This is a genomic window from Kitasatospora sp. NPDC057904 (assembly GCF_042887925.1).
Classification (GTDB): domain Bacteria; phylum Actinomycetota; class Actinomycetes; order Streptomycetales; family Streptomycetaceae; genus Kitasatospora.
In genome coordinates, this window is sequence record NZ_JBHVOL010000014.1 from 192644 (window position 1) to 211199 (window position 18556).

The 18556-nt window shown below is 71.6% G+C and carries 14 protein-coding genes and 1 pseudogene; 11 read left to right on the forward strand and 4 right to left on the reverse strand.

Translation table 11 applies throughout. The features are described from left to right. Positions 1-12: 12 nt before the first annotated feature. The gene (locus tag ACFVSN_RS30895; RefSeq protein WP_387956993.1) at positions 13-849 is read right to left on the reverse strand and encodes a DNA/RNA non-specific endonuclease; all 837 of its coding nucleotides are present in this window, start codon (positions 847-849) and stop codon (positions 13-15) included. 469 nt (positions 850-1318) lie between these two features. Here ACFVSN_RS30895 and ACFVSN_RS30900 point away from each other — a divergent pair, with 469 nt between their 5' ends. Both ACFVSN_RS30900 and ACFVSN_RS30905 read left to right on the forward strand, forming a co-directional pair. Beyond that, entirely contained in the window at positions 1319-1759 is a 441-nt protein-coding gene (locus tag ACFVSN_RS30900; RefSeq protein WP_387956994.1) for a hypothetical protein, read from the forward strand. Positions 1760-2168: 409 nt separating this feature from the next. Continuing rightward, positions 2169-2846: pseudogene (locus ACFVSN_RS30905) on the forward strand (replication-relaxation family protein); the annotation flags it as partial. Positions 2847-2900: 54 nt separating this feature from the next. Here the strand turns inward: ACFVSN_RS30905 and ACFVSN_RS30910 are convergent. Continuing rightward, positions 2901-4286: a hypothetical protein gene (locus ACFVSN_RS30910; RefSeq protein WP_387957023.1), complete on the reverse strand. Its 1386-nt coding sequence runs from the start codon at positions 4284-4286 to the stop codon at positions 2901-2903. Positions 4287-4450: 164 nt separating this feature from the next. On the opposite strand from ACFVSN_RS30910, the gene ACFVSN_RS30915 reads away from it, so the two are divergent. After that, positions 4451-5659, forward strand: coding sequence for a hypothetical protein (locus ACFVSN_RS30915; RefSeq protein ID WP_387956995.1), 1209 nt, complete (start codon positions 4451-4453; stop codon positions 5657-5659). Between the two features lie 250 nt (positions 5660-5909). On the opposite strand, the gene ACFVSN_RS30920 is transcribed toward ACFVSN_RS30915, so the two are convergent. After that, positions 5910-6185, reverse strand: coding sequence for a hypothetical protein (locus ACFVSN_RS30920; protein WP_387956996.1), 276 nt, complete (start codon positions 6183-6185; stop codon positions 5910-5912). Positions 6186-7017: 832 nt separating this feature from the next. Between ACFVSN_RS30920 and ACFVSN_RS30925 the strand changes: the two genes are divergently transcribed. The 4 genes from ACFVSN_RS30925 (at position 7018) to ACFVSN_RS30940 (ending at position 12053) form a co-directional block, all read left to right on the forward strand. Beyond that, entirely contained in the window at positions 7018-7824 is an 807-nt protein-coding gene (locus ACFVSN_RS30925) for a hypothetical protein (protein WP_387956997.1), read from the forward strand. Between the two features lie 641 nt (positions 7825-8465). Continuing rightward, on the forward strand, positions 8466-9044 hold the full coding sequence (locus tag ACFVSN_RS30930; RefSeq protein WP_387956998.1) for a DNA-binding protein: 579 nt from the start codon (positions 8466-8468) through the stop codon (positions 9042-9044). 7 nt (positions 9045-9051) lie between these two features. Further along, on the forward strand, positions 9052-11349 hold the full coding sequence (locus ACFVSN_RS30935) for a hypothetical protein (RefSeq protein WP_387956999.1): 2298 nt from the start codon (positions 9052-9054) through the stop codon (positions 11347-11349). Then, positions 11346-12053 carry a helix-turn-helix domain containing protein gene (locus ACFVSN_RS30940; RefSeq protein ID WP_387957000.1) on the forward strand — a complete coding sequence of 236 codons (708 nt, stop codon included), beginning with the start codon at positions 11346-11348 and terminating at the stop codon, positions 12051-12053. Before ACFVSN_RS30935 ends, ACFVSN_RS30940 begins: the two co-directional genes overlap by 4 nt. A 170-nt stretch (positions 12054-12223) precedes the next feature. Here ACFVSN_RS30940 and ACFVSN_RS30945 read toward each other — a convergent pair whose 3' ends face one another. Beyond that, the gene (locus ACFVSN_RS30945) at positions 12224-13414 is read right to left on the reverse strand and encodes an Ig-like domain repeat protein (protein WP_387957001.1); all 1191 of its coding nucleotides are present in this window, start codon (positions 13412-13414) and stop codon (positions 12224-12226) included. Between the two features lie 461 nt (positions 13415-13875). Here ACFVSN_RS30945 and ACFVSN_RS30950 point away from each other — a divergent pair, with 461 nt between their 5' ends. From ACFVSN_RS30950 to ACFVSN_RS30965, 4 genes are all read left to right on the forward strand, one after another. Continuing rightward, positions 13876-14562, forward strand: a complete 687-nt coding sequence (locus ACFVSN_RS30950; RefSeq protein ID WP_387957002.1) for a hypothetical protein — start codon at positions 13876-13878, stop codon at positions 14560-14562. Between the two features lie 61 nt (positions 14563-14623). Further along, entirely contained in the window at positions 14624-16960 is a 2337-nt protein-coding gene (locus tag ACFVSN_RS30955; protein WP_387957003.1) for a Helicase associated domain protein, read from the forward strand. A gap of 234 nt (positions 16961-17194) precedes the next feature. Next, the gene (locus ACFVSN_RS30960; protein ID WP_387957005.1) at positions 17195-17371 is read left to right on the forward strand and encodes a hypothetical protein; all 177 of its coding nucleotides are present in this window, start codon (positions 17195-17197) and stop codon (positions 17369-17371) included. Between the two features lie 143 nt (positions 17372-17514). After that, positions 17515-18555: a hypothetical protein gene (locus ACFVSN_RS30965; protein ID WP_387957006.1), complete on the forward strand. Its 1041-nt coding sequence runs from the start codon at positions 17515-17517 to the stop codon at positions 18553-18555. Position 18556: the final 1 nt, after the last annotated feature.

Genomic DNA, 18556 nt, shown 5'->3' on the forward strand with positions numbered 1-18556 from the left:
GGTGTGTGGCTGTCAGCAGTTGGCCAGGAGGCGTGCCTGGGAGAAGAGCTGCCGCAGGTTCGTGTCCTCGGGGGAGCCGTTCTGCAGGTCCCAGGGGATCGTCGCGTTGATGATCCCGTTTCGTTGGCCGTTGCTGAGGACCATCAGGACGTAGAACTTGTTGGGGTGGACGCCGGCGTAGTCGGGGTAATCGACGCTGACCTCGAAGTTGTTGATCGTGCCGCCGTTGTTGAGGCACTGGCGAGCGGTGTTCTCGAAGTCGAAGTAGGTTCCACCGGCGCGGTTGAGCGTCGCCAGCTGGGGCACCAGGTCGTAGCGCTGGTCGACGCCGCCGAACTGGGCGCCGATCAGGTGCCCCCCGTCGAAGTCCTGCGCGCTGTAGGGGGGAGGCGCGGGCGCGAAGTTGCCGACCCTGGTCTGGCACGTTCCCCGGGGCCCCGGGTTGCCGGTGGTGACCGGCGCGGTGTTGATCGCCTTCAGCGGCCGGCCCACCTGGTCCGTGAAGTACCGGAAGCCGTGGGTGGTGTCGTCGTAGTGGCTGTTCGGGTCGATCGTCCGGTCACACGGTACCTGCGGGACGATCCGCGTCGCCGGGGCGGAAGCCGGCGCGAGCCGCTCCTCGACGCTCCTTCGAGCGGCCTCCGACGCGACGGTGCCCGCCCCCGCGGAAGCGGCCTGCGCGGGCGCGACGGCGGACACCAGGACAAGAGCGAGGACGGACGCGGCGGTGGCGACCCGCGCACCGCGCGAACCAAGGCCCCGCCGAGGCCTGACGGGAAGCCCGGATCCGCCCGGTACGAGCCGGCCGTCGTCGCCGAGCAGAACCTTCGGGACCGATCTGAAGAACATGCTGCGCACTCCTGGGCGTGGGGATGACGGTGTGGTGGATGCCGGTCCGGGCCGGTGCCGTGCGGCGTGCCGGGATGAAGCGGGCAGCACCACCAAGGGCCGATCGCACCCGAAGCGACAGGGCAAGTCCTATGTGAAGGAAATGTGGGCGAGGTGTTCGACTCGCCGATCGACGGGGGCCGTTCAGCTGGTATCCCACGATCGGCGCACGCGGCGGCGGAGTCCGGCGAAGCGCGCAGGGCCGCGCCGGTCGTCGCGACCAGGCCGGTGCCGCCGACCGAGCGGTGGGCGCCGCCGCCCACCCGCTTCGCTGGTGTTCCGCTCACGTCACTGCCCGCCCGCGGCCGTCCCACTACCCGGTCGAGGAGGTGGTCGTACCTGAAGGTCCTGTTGACTTCCTGTTGACCGGACGTCGACGCCCGGACGGCAGCCTCGTCGCTGACCGCTGAACCAGCACGAAGGAGTCGTCATGGTCAAGAAGTCCATTCGGAACGCCGCTGTTGCCGCCGTGTCCGCCGTGGCCGCGGGTGCCGCGATGCTCGGTACGGCCGGTACCGCCCACGCCGCGGAGGGCGACCGGATCGACGTCGGCTTCACGGTGAAGAACGAGAGCAGCGCGTACCAGACGATCTTGGGGTCGGGGAGCTACACCAACGCCGGCGGCATCTCCAAGGTGTGCATCAGCATCCAGCGCAGGTACTCCGGCTACGGGTGGGACACCGTCACCACCGCGTGCCGGGCCGTCCAGGACTGGGGCAACATGGGCGAGTTCAGCGCCCCCGACTTCGCGGTGCTGTCCAAGTACGCCCGGTACACCGCCGACTTCCAGACCAAGGTGGAGGCCTTCGACCTGTCGGGCAACAGCTACCTGGTCAAGTTCTCGAACCAGGTGCAGGGCCGATCCAGCTGATCACCGCCCGGGTGGGGCGATCACGGGCACAGCCGGCAACGGTCGACCGGCACCCGGCCGCAGCCTCCTCCCCGACGCCGTCCAGGCCCCGGCTACGAGCCCGGGGCCTGCAACCAACCGGTCGACCCCGCGAGCTGCGTGCCGGCCGCATCGCGGCCCGGCCCGACGGCGGGGCCGGCCCGAGGTCGCTGAGCACGTCGACCGCGCCCTGGCGGTGGCCGAACGCGCGCAGGTCGGGGAGCACACCGCCGAGCAGCTCGCCGCCGTCCTGGACGCCCTGGCCGCCGCCCCCTGTCGACCTGACCGCTCGATGAGGCGTTGGCCGCCGTCCCACCCGTCGTCGCCGTCCCGCTGATCCCGTTCGCCATCGAGCGGGTGCTGGCGTCCGTGCCTCACGGCGAGCCGCCCGGTGGCCGGCCCGGCGGCGGGGCGGTGGGCTTCGGGGAAGGCCGACGCCGTCGAACCACCGGAGCCGTCCCGGCCGGGCCGGACCGCGTACCGACGTGGCGCCGACAACCCGAACCGCTCGACCACCGCCCTGCGCTCCGATGCACTCGGCGCGCTCGGCGTCCCCAAGGTCGCCACCGCCGACCAGCTCCAGCGCCTGCTGCGCCCTGGGGTGGCGTCGAACAAGGCGATCCGGCAGGCGCTCGGCGACCTCGCGCTGCACGGCCTGGTCACCTCCGACGGCAACACCAAGGACCGGCACAAGACCTGGCGGCTGGAAGGCGCCGCCGGGCTGGATGCGGCCGCCGCCGTGCTCGGGATGGTCCGCTCCGACATGGGCTCAACGGCTCGGGGCGCCGGGCGCTCCGGTGCCCAGCACGCGATGGCGGTCAACGAGACGATCGCCGCGTTCGTTCTCGGCGGCAGCGCGCCCGGGGCCGCGGGCGGGGTCGGCACGGTGCGTTCCTGGTCGACCGGGACCGAGTTCCTGCTGCCGGGCGGCAAGCGCAAGGTGCGTCCGGACGGCGTGTGGCAGGCTTCGGAGATCGGGGTGCCGGTGCTGATGGTGGAGGTGGACCGCTCCACCATGTCGCCGGAGCGGGTGGCCGTGAAGTTCACCGCCTGCCGCGAGCTGTTCCGCACCAAGGTGAAGAGCACCGACCCGGCGCCAGCCGACCAGGAGCCGGCCGACGCCCTAGTCTGTGATGGTGACGGTGAAGTTCTCGCCGTCGAGGATGCGTTCGGACAGGACGGCGTTGCCGTACTCGCCGCCCGCGCCGCTGTTCTGTTTGAGCGGTACGTGGCTGCGGACACAATTCACCATAGGTCCGGGGTACCTGATCATTTTGACTTCCCAGTGGTCGCTGTTCCACCAGGGCTGGATCTCCGTGCACAGGTTGCCGTTGGTGCCACCCTGCGCTGTCGCGGCGAACGGGAACTCGTCGCACGAGTCTTGTTCCGCTGTGACGAGGATGGGTTTGAAGGGGTTCGGGGCGGCCTCGCAGCTCTGGTAGCGATTGCGGTCCCTGATCTTTCCGTCGTCGTCCCGGACCCGGATCAGTGTGTGGTCCTTGGTTCCGAAGGTGCCGCCGATGAGCGTCTTCTGGGCCCACTGGTAGGTGATTGCTGCGGCCCCGTACTTGGCGATGGAGATCTTCACGTCGGCCATGTTCCCCATGACGATGCAGCCGGTGTTGGCGTCCTTGCTGACCTTCGCGTCGCAGCGCACCGTGTTGGGGTTGTTCCACCGGTTGTCGCGCTTGCGGGGGATGTTCTCCCCGGTGGAGTACGTGACGGAGTGGTAGGACGGCACGATCTCGCTCTGGGTTTCGTTGCCGACCGTGGTCCTGAAGGTGAAGAAGCCCCGTTTGGTTTCGCCGGGGGCGATGGTCGCGCTCATCCTGCGGTTGTCCAGCGTGCACTGGCCCGAGCATGAGGCCTCGAACGCGAAGACCATGGAGCCGACGTTGGGGGTGGCCTGGACGGTCGTGGCGTCGACCTGCTCGCGCCAGGCCGCCCCCCGCGAATCGAGAGAGGCCTGCTGGGCGATGTGGAGGATGGCGCTGCCGATCGGCGCGCCTTCTGTGTCCTCGAGGGTGTAGTCGACTTCGCTTTCCAGGCAATAGCTGTGGCGGGTCGAGGCGTACCACGTGTCCGATTTGCAAGTCCACACCGGGATGCTGCTCTTGAGGGCTTCCCGGGCCGGGCCGTGTGTGACTTCAGTGCAGGATTTGACCGCGCCTTCCTCGTAGGCCTTGGTTCCGGGGCCGACCGGGGTGCAGGTCTTGCCGGGCGCGGCCGGGGGCACGGTGGCCGGTCCCGTCTTGATACAGGTCCAGGCCATGCCCTCGCGCGAGAGGTCGGCCCCGGGTTCCGTGCAGTCGCCGTGGCCTTGGGGGGCTGTACGGCTCGCGGGCGGTTGGGCAGCGGCCGGTTGGGCGCCCAGGGCACACAGGGCTGCGGTGAGGGCGAGCGAGGCTACGGCTGCGAACAGTTGCCTGACACGTTTCAAAGGATGATCCCCCTGTTCGATGGCGCACGGGTTCACCGAGGATCGAACCGGTCCGGCAGCGGTGTGCACAAGGGGCGGAATAAGTCCCTCCACGAACTTATGTGGCCTGTTCCGGCCTCACGCCGCGCCCTCACGGTCGTTACATTCATCCTTGACCTGACATATACACGACCAGGGGGAAATGGATAATGACGCACCCCATACGACCCGTCAGCCGCACCGGCAGGTCACTCATGGCGGTGACCGCTATGGCCGTCACCACCATGGGTTTTGCCGCCTCACCGGCGGCCGCAGCGCCCGCCGCCACAACGGCGCCCCGGCTCGGTGACACCTGTACGGCGGCCGACCTCGGCACACGCCACCCGGTCATCAAGAGCACCGAAGTAACCCCCACCATCACGCACTTCAAGGGCTGGTATGTCACCGACGGCTCGACCGGTTCGCAGACCGTGGACACCAGTGTCCAGGACACCATCTCGGTTTCCGTCGGCGTCAACGGCAACATCCAGGGCAATTTCCAGGTCGAGGCCCTCGGCATGGTCGGCGGCATGCTCGGCCTGAACGTACAGGTCAACTACACCCACACCTCGACCACGAACAAGTCGATCTCGTGGGACTTCCGCAAGCCCGGCTACTACGGCCTGTATGAGGGCACGAAGAAGGTCACCGGTACGTACGGGAGCCTCAACTGCAACCGGTCGGATGCGGGCGGCCTGAAGTGGGTTGAGGGCCCCGATACCGGGTCCTACACCACCTACACCACCCTCGAAGAAGGCGCGGTGCGCTGCGAGGACAAGGTCCCCGCCAACAGCATCATGGCCAAGGCCCAGGGCCTGCTGGACTGCGGCTCTCCCGCCGCCACCGCGCAGCACCCGGCAGGTCCCGTCCCCTCGGCCAAGGCCGACCAGGCCAAGCACGACACCGCAGCAGCCGACGAGGCCGGCCAGAGCACGAAGGCCACCCAGGCCGCCAAGCCCGCCGCGCTCGCCGCCCTGAACTGCCAACCCGGCGCCTACAGGATCGACGTCCCCGGCAGGGTGTTGAACTGGAGCGCACCGCTGCTGGCCAACGACGGCATCCGCCTGCGCGAATCCACATTCTTCAGCGCCCACCTGGACAACTGGCGGCTGTGCAATGTGACGGAGAACAACGGCGTCATCGAGGCGTCCCTGTGGAACTGGGGCAACGGCGGATGCGCGACCATCCCCGCGAACATCGCCAACCAGGAGCAGGCCTACCTGACGACGGCCAACTGCGGGGAGGACGACCTCCAGCGGTTCTACATCTACCGCGACGTACCCGGCAGCTCGAAGATCGGTCTGCAGAACAAGTACACCGGCTCCATGCTTGGCTACGACCGCTACGCGGACGGCGAGTTGATCCGCCAGTACTCCAGCGGCCGGCAGGACGGTACGGGTACGTTCGCCCTGACCCAAGTCTGACGGCCCACACGCCGTGAACGGCCCGCTGCCCTCGCCCGTGCGGCCCGGCGCAGCGGATGGCCGGCCCACTGGTTCCGCAGCCGTATCGGACGGTGGGTCACCTGCCCGCGCTGGTCGGTGCGGGCAGGCACGGCCATGGGCCGATCGTGGCCCTGCCGGGGGTGGCTTCGGTCGCCCGGGAAGGCGCAACAGCGATGGAAAGGGGCGGCCCGTTCTCGGGCCGCCCCTTCGCCGTTCCCTCCCGGCCCCTCTACAGCTCCGTCCGCCCCGGGTGTTGAGCGGGTGCCGGCCCGGCCCGGAGCTGGCCGCGCTGCACCAGGTCCTCGATCCGGGCGACGCCGGCCGGGACGGCGGCGAGCATCTCGGCGACGGCCGGGTTCTCCTCAGCGGCCAGGCGCAGCTCCGCCACCGCCGAGCGCACCCCGGCGGCAGCCGTGCCGACCAGGGCCACCAGCAGCCGTGGGAGCGGGCGCCAGCGGCGCTCCCAGGCCCGACCGGACCCGCCCTCACCTGCCTGCTCCCACACCCTGGCGCAGGCCGCCGGCTGCGCCGCCCGGCACATCAAGGCCGGCGGAGTCGTCTCCGACGACGAGTAGCCGTCCCGCGGCCCGCCGGCACCGCTCGGCGGGCCGCCTGCTTCACCACCAAGCCGAAGCGAGGCCGTCCCGGCCGGACGGCAGGAAGGATCTGATGCCCCGTGGGGGAGATCGACGAGGGCCCGGAGCGCGCCCACCCAATCCCGGTGCATCTCAACACCCGGGTCAAGGTTCCTGTGGGTTCGGATTCGAGGACGGCTTGCGGCACCGCCGTGCGGGGCGCGGTCGGGGCTGGGGGCGGATTGCGATGTGTCCGCGAGGTGGGGCAAGAGTCGGTTCGGTCCCTGCCGTTGGGCCGCGCGGCCTTCCGGGCGTCGTTGTTCGCCGCTGGGCGCCGGATACTTGTTCGTTTCGGGATTCACCGTTTCGGGTGGTTCCGTATGCGGCTGGTGTGTCCCGTGGCCGGTAGGCCCGGGGTGGTGCTGTCACGTCCGGCGTGGCCGTGACCTGGTTGGCCGGAGGGGTCGGGCGTCGAGGGTGGCCGTCGGCCGGGGATCGCCTGGAGGACTGTATCGGCAGCCTCGGACAACCGTCCTTCGGATCCGGGGCGTCGCCCGCTCATGCTCGTGACGCCTGTTCACGGCCGCTGCTACGGTCCTGTCGCGCCGCCGGCCCCATCCGGGTGGCCGGCAGACGCTTCTGCGGGCACGGGATGCGGCCGCAGGTTGTCGTGCGATGTCCCGCGCGGGGCGCGGATGCAGAGGGATTCGTTTCCGTTCATCGGGCCGCACCGAGCGCTGCGGCCGGAAAGGTTGTCGAACGATGTCGTGGAACCCGGCCGGCGAGGACGGTTGTGAGATCCCGGGCGATGCTCCGGGCGGCTCTGGTGGGCACTGGGACGGCTGGCCCTCGGCGCAGACGATTCGGCAGACGCTCAGTCTCCAGGCGTCGGATGGGTCCCGCCGCTACGAGCTGTCCTACGAGTCCCGCGCCGACGGGCTGGGACGGGTCGTCGTCACCGGATGCGACGCGAATGGGGAGGTGGTGGCCGACCTGCGGGGAGACGTCCTGCCCGCTGCCATCCCCCTGATTGCGCAGCTGCTCATGCGGATGGCGGGTGCGACTCCTGGCGACCGCCGCCCGCCAGCACCGGCGGGTCCGGCCACCGTAGTGCCCGGTCCGCGTGCTCCCCGCACGGGGGAGCTGTGGGGCCGGGAGGAGACAGAGCAGTTGGTGGCCGCTCACCGCGAAGGGGCTGATCCGGCGCAGATCGCGCGCCGGCTGGAGAGGTCCGAGAAGTCGGTCCGCTGGAAGCTCTACGGTCTTCGCCTCGCCCTATATCCCGAGGACCTGGTTTCTGCCTCTCGTGCGGCGGCACCCGCCGGGCGGCCCAAGCCCGAGAAGGCCTACACGGTTGAGGAGGTGCAGCGCCAGTACCCCAACGCCTACAAGCGGTGGACATCGGAGGAGGACGACGCCTTGAAGGCGCGCTGTGCCGAAGGCGCATCGCTCGCTGAGCTTGCAGAGGAGTTCGGCCGCAACAAGGGCGCCATCGCTTCACGCCTCCTCAAGCTGGGTGCAGAGGGTCCCGCGGCCGAGGAGGCCCAGGAGTTCGGGGGTGACTGGTAGGGGACTGAGGATGCTCTCCCGCGTCCGCCGCGGCAGCACACTGCGGGCTGCCGCGGGCGTCTCCCAGCCACCGGAGCGACGTCGCGCGAGCGGGAAGAGGCCCAAAGCCTTGCCGGCTCCGGCGGAAGGACTGCCCTGCCAGCCCGATCGACAGCGCGTCACCACCTCCGCCACCACCGCTTGGCCATCGTCATGCCGAGGGGCCCCGCTGGCAGGGCCACGGATGCCCGCTGCCCCGCCCCATCGATTCCCTGCGCGGACGGCGACTGCCTCGCAGCCTGGCCGCCAACTCCGCGGCTGGCTCTGGTCGGCGCCGCCTCGCCGCTGGAGCCCAGGGCCCGCCCCGGCCTGCAGTCGGCGCGCCGCTCGTCCCAGGTGCCCACCCGCAGGCGCTCCCTGTCACCGAGGCGGAACCCACGCGGTCCGGTGGGGCCTGAACGCAGCGGGTGGTGAGCGAAGGCCCGAGCGCTGACGTCGCACCCTACATGCTTGTACGACTTACTCGAAAGGCGTGGACGGTGTCGGAGGGGAGGCGTAGGGTCACCGTAGCGTTTCAAGTTAGATGAATAGGCGTGGAGGTCGTGGGTGTGTTCGTGACGACGGGGCAGGCCGGGACGGCGCTGGGGTGTTCGATCCCGACGGTGAAGAAACTGATGGCCACCGGCGTGGTCCCCGGTGTACGCGAGCAGGGCCGGCAGGTGTTCCCGCTGGCCGCGCTCCAGCAGTTGCAGGCCCGTCCGGCCGCGGACCTGACCGTGCTCGGCACGGCCGAGGTCGCGGTGCTGCGCTCGGACGCACCCGCGAAGGTGGACGAGCCGGACCGCGACTGGATCGGCTTCGGCACCGCGCTGGACCAGGCGCAGCTTCTGGCAGCGCTGTCCGGCTGGTGGCGCTGCGACCCGGCCCGCGTCGCGGCCGGCGGAGTGCTGCCGGTGACGGTGGCCGGGTTCGTCGTCGCCGTGCTGACCGGCCTCACCGAGTGGGAGTCCGACGGCACCGCCGGCACCACGGGCCGGTACCGCTTCCCGAAGGCGCGGTTGGCCGGCTACCTGACCGACCTCACTGCCCCCGCCAACGCCGCCACCCCGGTCGACCCCGAGGACGCCCGCCTGGCCGGCCTGCTGCTCGGCACCCGCCTGGCGTCCGTATCCGGCGGCCCGATCGCCTACGTCACCACCAACCCGACCACCACCGACCTGCTCGCCACTGAGGGGGAGTGACTCGCTGATGGACCGCAAGACGTACACCGCCGAGCTCGCCGGTCTGCGCGAGCTGCGCGCCGGGATCACGGCCGCCGAGAAGCAGGTCGCGGCCGCGCAGAAGGAGCTGGACAAACTCACCGCCCAGCGCTCGCGCCGGGTCGCCGGGCTGGCGGGGTACGAGGGCGCCCAGGCCGCGCCGATCGCGAAGGCCTCCGGGCTGTCGGTCGGCGACGTCGTGCGGATCGCCCCGCTGCTGGACCCGACCCCGGCCACCGTCCGCACCTTCAGAAGCGACGACCAGGCCGCCGTTGCTGCGCCCGCCCCGGCCTCGCAGGCCGCGCCGGTCGACGAGCCCGCCGTCGCGGTCGCCCCGGCGCTGACCCGCCCGGCCCCCGAGGTCGAAGGCCAGGCCGTCGCCGAGCAGCCTGCCCCGGCCGCTCCTGTGACCGAGGTCGCGGACCAGGCCGTCACCGAGCAACCCGCCGCACTGCAGCCAGGGCTTGCTCCACCGGTCGTCGGGGAGACAGAACCCGGCGTACAGGCCGTCACCGCGTCGATCCCGGGTGCCACCGGGCAGCACGCGGTCGCTCCGGTCGCTGCCGCGCCGCGTCCGGCGGTCGAGTCCGGTCCGCGCGAGCTGCCCACCCTCCCCGAAGGCCGGGCGGGCGCCCGCTTCGAGGCCGTGACGACGGGCCTGGTCTCCAAGCGCCCCAACTTCACGCAGCAGGCCCGCTCGACGGTGTTCCTGGACGCCGCGACCGGCGACCTGGCGGTGCGCGACCGCGTGGTGCGTCTCGACCTCGGCGCCCGTACTCCCGGGGAGATCCTGGATGCGGTGCTGGCCGCCGCGCCTGGCACGGAGCGCATCTACATCACCGCCGGCGCTCCGTGGCACGACGGCGCCGAGCGCTACTCCACGCTCAAGGACGCGGTCGCCGCCTGGCTGAACACGCCGTCAGAGCGCTGGACGACGGCGGTCGGCTCGGGCCGGGACAAGCTGGCCGGGCACTTCGTGCACCAGCGTCAGCCGGTCGGCCGCTACGCCCCGGCCGCCGCGCCGGACGGCGGCAGCACCGAGATCAGGAGCATGGGGGAGTGGTTCGACCCGGACGGTGCCGACGTCGTGACCTGCCGGGATGCGTTCCGGCTGCTGTGGCAGGCGCTGCGCCGCCACTGGGACGACGCGGTGCTGATGGGCTCGCCGTCGCAGACGGGCCGGGACCTGTGGTCGCGCACGATCCCGACCACGGGCAAGTGGGCGGGCGGCTACCCGGTGCTGTCGGAGGAGCTGCGGGGTCTGCTGCACGCGACGGGCGGGCAGGGCCGTACCGAGCTGATCCTGCCCCCGCGCGTGCCGGAGCAGCTGCCCGCGCTGGTGGAGTACGACCGCACCTTCGCCTACGCGAAGCACCTGTGGAAGTCGCCGGTCGGTACCCCGCGCCGGATCACCGCGGCCGCGTTCGCCGCGATGTCGGAGGCGGAGCAGGTCAAGGCGCTGATGTCCTGCTCGCACTGGAACATCAGGGTGACCGTCCCGCAGGGCTGGGACCACGTCGGCCTGCTGCCCGCGCCGGTGACCGGTGACCGCGCCTGGATCTACCCGGCCACACCGGGCGCCACGTTCACCACCTGGGCGGGCGGCGCGGAGATCCACCTCGCCCTGTCGAACCACATCGCACCGTGGCGGATCGAGGTCCTCGGCGGCCTGCTCTTCGAGGACGGCAAGCCGCTCGACGAGTGGGGCAAGCGCCTCAAGGCCGCCTGGGCGGACCTGACCAACCTCTCCAAGCTGCACGGCGACGAGCGCCAGCGCACCGCCGCCTACCTCGCCTCCCGCGCGGTCCGCTCCGTGCTGCTGTTCGGCCTCGGCGGGTTCGCGCAGCGCCCGCGCCTGGTCTCCGGGACCACCCCGCTTGGCGAGGCCCTGCCAGCCGGGGTCGAGATCCTCGGCCAGGACGACCATGTGGTGACCTGGCAGCGGCAAGCCGGCTTCTCCCGCGACCCGTACGCGCACCCCGAGTGGGCCGCCTACGTGTGGTCCGGCGCCCGGGCGGCGTTGCTGGACATGAAGTACCGCCAGGGCAAGGAGGTCATCGGCTACGCCGGTGCCCTGCACGCCAAGCCCGGCACGGTCGTGTACTTCGGTACGGACGGCATCGCGCTGACCGAGCGCCAGCCCTGGCCCTACCGGGGCGAACCGGGGGACTACCTCCTCAAGGGCCACCTGACCGGCCCGGTCGAGCACCCGACCAGCCAGGAGCAGTACCTCAAGCTGCGCGGCCTGGGTCGCGCCGAACTCGCCGCGAAGGGAGCTGACCAGTGAGCCCGGCCGACCCGAACAACCCGAACGAAGCCGCCCGCCTGACCCAGGAGTTGCTGGACCAGGGCTACACCAAGCGCCAGGTTGCCAAGCTGCTCGGCCGCGACGCCAGCTTGGTCAGCCAGTTCTTCACCAAGGGCAAGGGCGCGAGCATGGTCAACGCGCTGCGCCAGCTGGTCCGGGCGGTGCGCGGCGGCGAGCGCGACGAGGAGGCCCTGTCCGGGATCGCGGAGGCGAACACCACCCGCCGCCGGACCAAGACCGGGCAGAAGGCCCGGGTGCGTGGCAAGGACACCGTGGGCGAGGCGGGCGGGTCGATGGCCGGCCGCGCCGGGAAGCAGGCCATCAAGTCCGGTGCGAGCCACCTCGCCCCCGTGGTGCACGAGACCGGCCAGGTCGGCGGCCGCCTCGCCTTCACCGTCCGGATGAAGGCCGACCAGTACGTCTACAGCGCGGGCTCGGAGCAGGACTCCGGCGGCATCCGGCGCGGCTTCGTCCCCCGCTCCGACGGCACCGAGGAGCGCACCTACGGCTCCGCGTCGACCGGCGGGTTCGACGCTGCCGAGTGGTCCCAGCGGGTGGCGGACCATCACGGCGACGTGACCGAGGCGATGCGCGCGTGGCTGGTGGAGACCGGCCGCGCGGTCGAGGACGCCGACATCGCCTACCTGGAGGTCCGCGCCTGGGTGCCCCCCGAGCCCCGGTAAGGAGCGCGCGGCTGTGACTGAGCGCTTCATCTGGCGGTTGAGCAGCCCAGTCGGCGGAACTCCAGCCCGGCTCGGACGGCACCCGGGACTGTTCGGATCGTTGTCACCTGGGCGCGATACCGCGGTGCGTGGCCCCGCCCCACGGCGGGGCCGGCGCTTCTGCGGCATTCTCAGGCCGTCACCGTCACCGTGGTGGTCTCGGGGCTGGCGCTGTTGCCCTGGTAGACGGTGTCGCCGCTGTAGACGGCGGTGATGGTGTGGGTGCCGGTGGTGCGGAAGGTGGTGACGGTCCCGGTCGCCGCGCAGGTGCCGAGGGAGAGGAACAGGTGTCCGGTGCCGAGGGTCGTGCCGGTGGTGGTGTCGGTGAACGTGACCGTGCCGGTCGGCCTGGTCGTGGCGCTCGTACTGGCCGGGCAGACGATGTCACTGAGCACGACCGGAGCGCCGACCCGGGTGCGGGAGGGCATCGCGGTCAGGGTCGTCTTCACGGGCTTGCCCGGGGTGGTGTAGCTGATGGTGATGCTCGGGGCGGCGCTGGTGGTGGTGGGGCCGGTGCCGCCGGCGGGGACCAGCGACGAGCCTCCGCCTCCGCCGCCCCCGCCGCCGCTCGGACTGATGAAGGGGTTGATGTTGCCTCCGCCGCCTCCGCCGTAGTAGCCGCCGCCGCCGGCACCGCCGGTCAGGGAGGCGCCCGGGCCGCCTCCGGTGCCGCCGGTACCGAGCGTGCCGGGCCCACCGCCGAAGAACCCGCCCCCGCCGGTGCCGCCGGCCCCGCCCTGGGTGGACGTCCCCGCCCCGCCGCCGTTTCCTCCGTTGCAGGTCGCGTCCGTGCCCGGCTGGCCGGCGTCTCCGCCCGCGCTTCCGGTGCACTGGCCGGCCCAGCCGGCTCCGCCGCCGCCCGCGGCCACGATGAGGCGGGAGTCGGTGGTGGTGAGGGGCGTGGTGCCGGGCTGGGTGCGGACGTCGGAGGCGCCGCCGCCGCCTCCGCCGAAGTGGGTGCTGCCACCGCCGTTGAACCCGCCGGTGCACTGCGCGCTACCGGCGCACTGGCTGCCGCCGGTGGCGGTGCCGCCGACTTCGACGTAGAGGGTCTGCCCCCCGGAGAGCCCGGTGAGGGTGCCGGACACCTGGGCGCCCCGGCCGCCGCCGACGCCGTTGTCCTCCACGCCGCCGGCCCCGCCGATCGCCGTGACGTCGACCTGCGTGACACCGCCGGGCACGGTGAACGTCTGCTCGGCGCCGGTGGAGGCGAACGTACAGGTGGTGGTGGGGCCGGACACCGTGCAGGTGCCCTGTGCGTGAGCGGGCGCGGGCAGCGCCAGCGGGGCGACGGCCGCAGCGCAGAACACGGCGGCCGCCACGGCCGCCACCCGGCTCCGACGCCCGGACGAACCGGCATGGTGCCCGTGCGTTGAGCTCGGCCGGTCAGCGACCTCGGACAGTGGGAACGTCACGATCAGCTCCAGAAAAGGGAAGAGGGTCTCTCGGCGAGGGATCGCCTTCCGTCACTGTCGATCACACGGGCGGGGCCGCGGTTGCCCGCCGAGCTGACACACCGCCGGTTCACACCGGCGGCCCCTGGCCGGGCGTTCGGCAGCACCCGAGTCCGAAGGTGCGATCACAGCCCCGAAGGAAGCCGCACGGGTGCCGGGCACTGACTCGTCACCAAGCGCTCAGCCTCGCCAACTGGGGCACTCGGTCACAGCGGCCCCACCACAGCCGCGTCGCTTTGTGTGACTAATTGCGCACGCCTTCGATCATGAGGCAAGCCCTGCTAATTTTGGCAGACATTCAGCTACAAGTAGCAGGGGGAGTGCTGTTCATGGCCGCCTTCTACCCGTTCGTCAGGGCCGCCGCCGGAGGGCAGGGCCCGCACCTGGGCCTGACGCCCAAGCAGACGTTCTGCCGGCGGCCCGTACTCGGCCCGACCGGCGAGCAGTTCGCCGCGGACGGGGACCCGGCCGACGTCCCCTGCCCGGAGTGCCGCGAGGACCTCGCGGCCTACCGTCTCCTGGCCGCCCGGAAGGACGAGCACACCCTCACCTGGAACCCCGAGCTCGTCCCGCTCGGGCGCACCACCGCCCTGCACGCACAGGCCACGCTCACCGCGGCCGAACTGCTGGCCCGCCGGCGCACGCGCCGCTGGGAGACACCCGAGACGCAGCAGGCGGAGGTCCTGCTCGGCCTGCTGCGCGAGATCACGGACGCCCGGACGCTGCTGAGCGCGCTCAGCGACGACCTGACCCTCGCCCTGCGCGACCTGTGCCGTCCGGCCCCGTCCTGGGAGCGCATCGGCGAGGCACTGGGCGTCAGCGCCACCCCGGCCCGCCACCGCTACGCCCGGGCCGCCGAGGCAAACCCCGACCGGCCAGTGGCGTGCGGCATCGGCGGGACCGGCTGCGGCGACCTGCGCCAGGCACAGCTCCCCGACGGCAGCGACCCGTGGAAGCACCACGAGGACGAGCACGACGGAAACCCGGAACTGCCGCAGCAGGACGAGGACGAGTAGCCCTCCACCCCGCCCACCACCTCGCCCCGCACCACCCGGCACACGAAGGAGACCCACCGCCGTGGAGACCGCCACCGCAGAGCAGGACACCCCGGCCGGGCTGCGCGCCCAGGCCCTGGTGCCGCTTCCGGCACAGCCGCTCGGCACGGTCAACCCGCTGCCGCTGCACTGGTTCCAGAAGGACGCGGTGGCGGCCGCGGTGCGCGAGGTGAAGGACGGCGGCCGGGCGACGGTGGTCGCCGCGACCGGCTCCGGGAAGACCCTCATCGCCGCCAACTGCGCCCGGCGCCTCGCTGCCCGGGGCCGGGTGCTGGTGATGGTGCCGACGATTGAGCTGCTGGAGCAGACCGCCGAGGCGTGGTCGCTGCGGGGCGGGCGGCGGGGGCTGGCGGTGGCGGCGTGTTCGCGGGAGGAGGCGCTGGAGAGCGCGGAGGCCGGCGGCCGCGTCCACGCCCGGGTCACCACGCAGGCCCCGCGGATCGCCGACCTGGTCGCCGCGGAGAAGGCCGGCGAGCCGGTCACCGTGTACGCCACCTACGCCTCACTGGAGCGCATCGTCCAGGCCCACCACCTGTACGGCCTGCCCGAGTGGGACCTCGTGGTCATCGACGAGGCGCACCGCACGGCCGGTTCGGAGGGCAAGGCGTGGGCCGCGGTCCACGACGACGCCCAGGTCCCGGTGAAGCGCCGGCTGTACTTCACCGCGACTCCCAGGATCGCGGACGACCGGCGGGCGAAGGACGGCCTGGCCGACCTCGCCGACGGTGCGGAGAAGCTGCCCGCGCTCTGCTCCATGGACGACGAGACGGTCTACGGCAAGACCTGCTTCACCTGGACCCTCGGCCAGGGCATCGAGCACGGCTACCTCGCCGACTACCGCGTCCTCGTCCCGGTGGTGACGGACGAGGACCTGCGCGAGCTGCTGCACCTCCCGGCCGTCGCCGACCTGCGCCCCCAGCGCTCGAACGAGGAACTGCTGCGCCTCGCGTTGCAGATCGCGGTGCTGCGCGCGGTCGCGGACTTGGAGCTGCGTCGCGTGATCACGTTCCATTCCCGGGTCAGTGCGGCGCGGGAGTTCGCGGGCACCCTGCTGGAGGCCTCGGAGCTGCTGGAGGACGCGGAGCGCCCGGAGCGGATCTGGGCGAAGGCGGTGGCCGGCACGGACCGGCTCAAGGATCGCCGGGGCGCGTTCGCGGAGTTCAAGGCCCACACCGGCGAGGACGGCGAGGAGTGCGGCATTCTCTGCAACAGCCGGCTCCTGACGGAGGGCATCGACGTCAGAAGTGTGGATGCCATCTGTTTCGCGGACCCGAAGTCGAGCGTCATCGACATCGTCCAGGCTGTCGGCCGTGCGCTGCGCCAGTCCTACCGCGAGGGCAAGATCAGCTGGGTCATCATCCCGGTCTACCTGCCGACGCCGGAGGTCGGTGACGACACCGCCGCCGCGGTCCCGGCCGAGGTCTACGACGCCGGCGAGGCGGTGAAGGCGGAGGCCGACGCCGAGATCGAGGCCAGCTCGTTCCGCACGATCTGGCGGGTCCTGCGGGCGCTCGCTGCGCACGACGCCCGGGTGGTCGGCCGGATCACCGAGCTGCGCGCCCACCGCTCGCAGGGCACCGCGCACACCACGGCGGCCAAGCCGGCCGAGGGCGAGACCGAGGCCGGAGAGGGCGAGCAGCCACCGGCCCCGGTCGAGTCGCCGATCGAGTGGCTGAAGATCAATGCCCGGCACCACGCGGCGCGGATCCTGCAGACCGTGAAGCTGCGGGCGTTCAACCCGCGGGCGGTCGAGTGGCAGCGGATGCACGCCGTCGCAGCCAGGTTCCGCATCGAGCACGGCCACCTCGACCCCACCGACAAGGCGCAGCACGGCGAGCTGATCTCCTGGCTCACCCGCCAGCGCCACCTGAACGGCCAGGGCCTGCTCAATGCGGCCCGCGTCTCGGAGCTGGACGCGCTCGGCATGATCTGGTCGAAGAACGCCAACGCCTGGGAACGGGGCTACGCCTACGCCGCCGCGTTCCACCATCAGCACGGCCACCTGGCGATCCCGGCGACCGCGAAGCTGGACGACTACGCTGTGGGGGCGTGGATGCGCCGCCAGCGCAAGGCCGCGGGCCTCACCACTGACCAGGCCGCGAAGCTTGACGCGCTGGACGAGCTGTGGCGCCTGGAGCCGGACTGGAACCGCTCCTACCGGCGCCTGCTCTCCTACCTCGCCGCCGGCGGCACCCTGGACGGCCCGGCCAACCGCACCGGCCTCGGCGACGACCCGGCGTTCCGGCCCGGCACCTGGCTGCGCAAGCAAGACAAGGCCCGCACCGACGGCAAGCTGACCGCCCACCAGAGCGCGCTCCTGGACGTACTCACCCGGCACGCCGAGACCGTCACCGGCTGACCAGGACCCGAGCGCCGGATGCTCCGGCGTGGAAAGACAGCGGGACGGTGCCTTCTTCCCGTATAAGTTCCTCGATTGTTGATGCGCTAGCGGCCGACGAGGACGGTGTTGTCACCCAAGACCCGCCGGTGACGTCTTCCTCGCCATGGCCCGCGACCACACCGCCATCGGCCGCCGGCAGCGGCGCTACCGCGGCCGAGGCCATGCTCCGCCTGCGCAGACCCACCGCCTGGCATGCCGGCCGACAATCCCGGAGGCGGCCTCACCATCGAGCAGCGCGAGGAGAACGGCGCATCGGTAGAAGATGCCCATCCGGACGGATTCACCTTATTGAGTTCGTACACCCTGAAGATGCTGACCGACTTGCGGTGCGCCCTTGATGTCACGGCAGTTTGTCTGTGTATGGGTTGATTTGCCGTGTTTGATTTGAAGCGAGAGAAGAGCGGACGCTACCTCCCGTGTCTGACAAGGCACTTGCGGGCCGGCAATTCACTACTGTCGGCGCTGATAGCGTTGCTCAACGTGAGCGATGCGCTACAGCGAGGACACCGCTCATGGTCAGTCTTCTGGTCCAGACGACCACCAGCTCGCCCCACGACCTGGACGGCGAGGTGGAACGTCTACGACTGCTCGTTTCCCAGGACATGCAGCAAACCGCAGCGATCCGGGCGGACATCAACCGGCAACGGCAGATCCGGCTGGCAATCGGGGACACGCTGCTGGGCATCGACCCGGCCGATGCCGGTGACCCCACGACGTCGGTCTGGGCACAGGCAGCGGACGCCGTCGGCTTGGCCGTCGCTACCGCCCGGACCTACCGAAAGGTTGCCTGCCGGGTGGGGCCGGCGATCCGCGAGGCGATCGACGCGCTTGACGTGGAGGTCTCCTACAGCACCCTCAGGGCAGCGGTCTCGCTGCCCAAGACCGAGAACGGAGACGTGAGAGTCGCACTGGAACGACGATTGGACCACCTGGTCGGGATGGCGACGGCGGCCGCCGGCACCGACGAGCCGGTCGTCACCGAGACTGGCCTTCGCGCCTTGCTCGGCGATCACCTTCCCCCGTTTGCCGACCAACCCGATCGGACCCAGGCGGACGCGGAGGATACGGCAGGATCCGGGCTGAGGGCTGTGCCGCCGGGGCCCGAGGACGTGAAGGCGGCCATCGGCGCTGACACCGAGGTCGCGCGTAGCGCCTGTGCGGCGCTGCTTGAGAGCTCGACCGGAAGGGCCGAGGTTCTCGCGCGAGTAGCTTCCACCCCGGACTTGCTCAGCGAGCTGATCGCCGACGATCGCGTCTTGCAGACCATCCAGGCGCAGATCAACCCTGCGGCCCGGCCGGAGCATGACCCGGACGACGTCGCGATGAACGATGCTGCGGAGGCCGACCCCGAGGTCGTCCTGGCCCGCTGGCGCGCGGCCCTCCAGCGGCACGACGCGCAGGCCACCAGGCTCCTTGAGTACGACCCTGCGGAGATCGCGGCCAGGGGCGACGAGGAGCTGATCAACGCGGTCCTCACGACCGCGCAGCTGTACAGCGAGTGGGGCCAGCGCCTCGCCGCCGCGGCTCGACGGGAGGGACCGCGAGCCGGATAGC